Raw genomic sequence first — 5,029 nt, forward strand, 5'->3', positions numbered from 1 at the left:
TGCGCTTTTTCTTTGCTTTCCCCAAAAAAACAAACGGCACAGGACTTTTCCCATGCCGTTTCGGATTTCATTTTTATTCCTGTTCTTGTCTTTGAGCTAAACTAAATGACATTGGCCATATGGCAGCCCTTCGTTACGCTAACGGGCATTTAAACTCAATACAGAAAGTGTAATAAATGTTAAACTTAGAGAGTTGGGAGGGCTTGTTAATATGTTTAAACTTATATTAGGTGTGGTAGTTTATTTTTTTGCGACTTTGCTTATGGGTTATTACTTTGTAGGGGTTAGTTTTATAAAGTCTATACAGTTAGCATTTCTTATTACAATAATACATCTTTTGATTCGTTTTATAGATAGGCTTTACAAGAGGGAAACTAATAATAATGGAGAAGGATAGTTGGGCAAAATCATGGGGCAGCGCTACGGCAACTGCTCCCTTTATTTGTAAAGCTAACGGGTAACACATGATTTTATCCGTGGAAAATTCACTTTGCATGGGGTGAAGTATGAAGAACTGACTAATGTGCAAAAAAACGTTTTTCTGGAGTATAAGTTTTCGTACCAGCAGGACAACAGAAGTCCTGATGAAAGAAAGAAAGCAATTATGAAATACTACAACTTATAGCTAACCTGCATCCCGTCCCCGCGTATGGGCTGCATTTCATTTAGCTAACGCGAGCCGTTAGCTTAATATATCTGTTTGAGGTTATTTGTATTGAAAAGGTCAATTGGAATCCATATTGAGGGGACAGTTTATTCAAATGAGGGGATTTAGGGCACAACGACTTCCTGCAAGCTTTTATCAAATTTATCGAGAGCAAAGGATGGCAATTCGGCGGCGGGAGTACCCAAACAAATTGGAGAGCAAATTAATGATTCGATTAAGCTAACGGATGACATTAGTTCAATGAAGGAACCTACATAAACGAAGAAGGAGCTTGGGGAGGTAACAATGAAAAAACCATTTATAAGAGCTATCGTTTTAGGACTAATATTTGTATTCGTTTTTTATGCTTTTCAGATTCTTCAAGGATTGTATCTCACGATGAATTATGTTCCAGATATTGTTGAGACATACGAATCAGATGATTATCTTCAACATAACGTCACATTTGGATATGTTTCAAGCCCAGTATGGAGAACATTAGAAATCCTGGTATTAATGCTGCTTGGAATAATTGTTTATTATGCTGGGAGGATATTAAGAAAGAAGAAATAATCTTTATTAAGCTAACGGGACAGTGTGACAAGTTCTGCTATAAGCGCCAAGCTGCGTGAAAAGCAGGAGATTACAAAGAGTAATCTCAACTTTACAATCGAGGATGGGAATGACGGTACCATATATCCTGAAACCATCCTGCCAATACTCCTGCATGCGTCATGGCTTACAGGTTATGGGGTATGAAGTAAATCTGAGAGTAAGGAGGACTCTTATGATCTAGTACGTTCAGTTAGAGGGAGCGCGGAGTGCGGTGAAAGTCGCACGCTCCGTGTGGAGCAGGGGAAAATCACTTCAAATGCTTACCAATTGCTACCGATAGTTCAATGATTGCAGCGGCGAACCAGTCCTTTTTTGAGGGTCTGGTTCAAGTGCAGCGGGAGTCAACTCATTATCATCTCAATCTTGGCGGTGTCAAAACCGGATAATGCGGGACGGGTACGACACCTTCCGGTTACCGCGAACTGAAAAGCACTAAGTAGCATCGATAAATTCAGCCACCTTTTTCGACAAATGCCGTGTGTTCGGCTTTTCGAAAGGTGGCTTATTCAATTATGATGTGTGTTTATTCTTATCGCCAATGAATAGAGGGAGGTCGTCAGCGTATCCTTTTGCCTATATCAAACGTGAATTCGGAAAAGACTACTCCATCCGGGACGTATTTTTGCCGTCTTATAGCCCTCAACTATACATCGTCTAAGGAACGACTGAATTCCGATGTCATCAACAATGTCTTCTACCACATAGTGGCGGAGATTCGCCAGAACGTCAACAGCTTCATGAATCAATCATGACAGAACCAATGAAATTTATTGATCGTTTGTGTATCAGGATGTGGAATGAATCATTAGTTCAACTAATAATAATAAAGTACTGAAAATAGCTGAAAGCTCTTATATATTTTTATGGAATAGGATTAGGAGATTAGGAGATTATTTTGCCAATAACCATCGAAATGAATTGTTTGTCTTCAGATCAGAACAGCCGATCAAATTATTCAACATTTCAAGGGAACATCGAATAAACATTTCTAAGAGTCATATCCAAGTGGGTCAGATACATTCAAATCGTTCATCATTTCGAAGTCTATACAAGCCTTTCGTTATGATTAAAGCAGGAGGAACTTATGAAATTTTACAGGTTCGGCAAATACATGTGGGAAGCGTCCAAATGGTTACCTGGTATTCAACTGTATACCGTGAAAGAAGATTTTGAAAGTAATCCGTTCCGTACTCTAGAGAGGGTCGCAGAAATCGGATACAAGACAATTGAGTTTGCCGGGTACGGTGGTATCCCGGCAATGGAAATGAAGAAGAAATTAGATCAACTCGGTTTGATTGCCGTGGCCACCCATGTAGGGATCGAAGATTTGGACACCTCCTTAAAGAAACACTTGGAATACGCATCAACAATAGGCATACGATTTATTGTTGTTCCCTACATTCCCAAAGAAACCCTTTCTGATCCGGTGAAATATTCGGCTCTTATTGATGCGCTTAGACGTATTTATGAGGAATTACGAAAAAAAGGGTTTCAATTAGCTCTTCACACGCATGGCCATTGGTTTGAAACGATTAACGGTAAACAAATGTATCTGGATCGTTTGTTGGAGGATCTCGGATTTAAACTGCCTTTAGAAATTGATACCTACTGGGTCAAAAAAGGCGGTTCCGATCCAGAAACTATTCTCTTGAAATATGCGGGACACGTTCCGCTTGTCCATCTTAAAGATATGGATCAACATGGGAAGACGACCGCAGTCGGAAGCGGAATCATTAATTTCCGAAAAATCATTTCACAATTCAAAGAGGTTGGATTTCAATTTTATTTTGTCGAACAGGAAGACTTCGAGACGATCCCCTTTAACGATATTCGCAAAAGTCTTCTGTACTTGAAATCGATTGGAGCAGCTTAATAAACGGGGAGAGGTACACATTATGCATGATGTTCCTTTAATTGAAAATGGCTTTTGTCCACCTAATCTACCCGATTATTATTTAAATACATGGATTCCGCTTGTTACGCTGGATCAAATGCAAAATAAAGAATACGATGCTTTAGTTGTTGGCAGCGGCGCTGGAGGAGGCGCCGTTCTGTATAGACTTTGTCAGCAATGGAGAAATAAAGGCATGAAAATCGGCATGATTGAAGCGGGAGGTCTCCTGTCGCCCACACATGTGAACAATATCCCGACCCTAGTGGGTCGTGTTGAGAATTACTCACGGAATCCTCTCATTACCAATCCGATCGGTTGGCCAGACTTACCTGGTGGTAAACAGGTGATTTCGTTGGGAGGACAGACTTTACTTTGGGCGGGACACTCCATTCGTTTTCAGCCGTTCGAATATGCAGAATGGCCCGTTTCGCAAAAAGAGATGGAGTATTATTACAACATCGCAGAGCAAGAAATGAACGTTACGGTCCCCCCGCGCACCTTGGAGACAGCACAATTCTTAGACCGTTTATGGTCGGCCGGTTTTACCGAAGCAACCGAGATTCCGAATGCCATCACTTTGCAATTACAAAACGGAAGCTTACATGAAGGGACAAGGTTCAGTTCTCTCATAATGGTCGGAAAGGCCTTTAATCTGAGTCCTGTCGATATTGCGGTGAACGCCCCCGCAGTACGAATCATGATTCAACAAGGAAAGGTCTTGAGCGTAATTGCGGCAACGCCTGATCAGAGGAGGTTCGAAATACGCGCCCGCACGATCATCCTGTCGGCAAACGTGTATCAAACCCCACGGTTATTACTTATGTCCGGAATTCAGGGCAAGAATATCGGACATTTTCTGGTCCATCATCCATTTCTAAATACAAACCTGATCATGAAGCCATCGAATCCTATTCCAGCATTTCAACCCGTATATATTCCACAGCAACCCGGGAAACCTTTCCATATGAACATGTACCCGACTCCAGAAGGGGCACACTTATCCGTATTTACTAAAGTGGAATCCCGATATCCGAACAGGGTCGGGCTTGACTACAGCAGAAGAGACGCATTTGGCCTGCCCGTCATCTTCACCGAATTTCAACAGAGCAGCAAGGACCGTATGGTAGTTGCTCAGGCGGCGGAAGAGATGCGTCACGTTGCCAAGGTGTTGGAGTTGGATGTGGAATCCCTGTGCACAAGAACCCCAGGAAGTGATTATCACGAAGCCGGAACTTGCCGCATGGGGGATGATCCTGATACTTCCGCCACGAACCGGTATGGGCAAGTTCATGGAATCCAAGGCCTTTATGTAGCCGACAACAGTGTATTTCCAAGTGTGGGAGCGACAAACCCAACATTGACTACAGTAGCTTTGGCCATTCGTACTGCTGACTACATTGCTCACCGACATTCTTAATCATTCTGTGAAAGATTGCCTGTAATGATCGAAGCTATTAAAACCTGGTTCAGGCAAGAAGGGAATACTTTTTAACCCCAGCGATAAGCTTTCGCCGCTTGAGTCCAAAATGGTAAGCGCACCGGCATTCTTCGCAATATGAATTAACTCCCCGTACACGGCTGATCAGGCGTCAAAGTTAGCAAGTTGCGTACTCCATCGTACCGAGGCGCTCGTTTTTTTGCAAAGCGGAAATTTAACGCTCTACAGGAATGCTATCGTTACCCGTCCCTCGGTTTTAAGGGTTTATCTCACATATACTCACTCATTCGCAGGATTTCGTCGCGATGGAATACAGTTGTTGTTCAGAAAGCAAGCTCATTAGGCACCGTTGCTCTGGTCTTGGGCATGAGGGAACAGAAGAAGCGTGTGGGACATTTCTCCAAGTACTATTCTTCTGCACGCATACTCCACAATT

Annotated in this window: 3 protein-coding genes; all 3 read left to right on the forward strand. The window is 42.5% G+C overall.

The genetic code is table 11. The features are described from left to right. Positions 1–952 precede the first annotated feature (952 nt). The 3 genes from RCO25_RS34250 (at position 953) to RCO25_RS34260 (ending at position 4,572) form a co-directional block, all read left to right on the forward strand. Positions 953–1,219, forward strand: a complete 267-nt coding sequence (locus RCO25_RS34250) for a hypothetical protein (protein WP_309000516.1) — start codon at positions 953–955, stop codon at positions 1,217–1,219. A 1,126-nt stretch (positions 1,220–2,345) separates the two neighbouring features. Next, complete coding sequence (locus RCO25_RS34255) at positions 2,346–3,134, forward strand: sugar phosphate isomerase/epimerase family protein (RefSeq protein WP_309000517.1); 789 nt, start codon at positions 2,346–2,348, stop codon at positions 3,132–3,134. Positions 3,135–3,156: 22 nt separating this feature from the next. Further along, a complete protein-coding gene (locus RCO25_RS34260) occupies positions 3,157–4,572 on the forward strand; it encodes a GMC oxidoreductase (RefSeq protein WP_309000518.1) in 1,416 nt (471 codons plus the stop codon). The last annotated feature ends 457 nt before the right edge of the window (positions 4,573–5,029 follow it).

This window comes from Paenibacillus sp. LHD-38, from assembly GCF_031157315.1.
GTDB lineage: Bacteria > Bacillota > Bacilli > Paenibacillales > Paenibacillaceae > Pristimantibacillus.

Bases quoted from the DNA above. Each gene is read 5' to 3' on its own strand.
- RCO25_RS34260 (WP_309000518.1), top strand. From the start codon at position 3,157: ATGCATGATGTTCCTTTAATTGAAAATGGCTTTTGTCCACCTAATCTA.
- RCO25_RS34255 (WP_309000517.1), top strand. From the start codon at position 2,346: ATGAAATTTTACAGGTTCGGCAAATACATGTGGGAAGCGTCCAAATGG.
- RCO25_RS34250 (WP_309000516.1), top strand. From the start codon at position 953: ATGAAAAAACCATTTATAAGAGCTATCGTTTTAGGACTAATATTTGTA.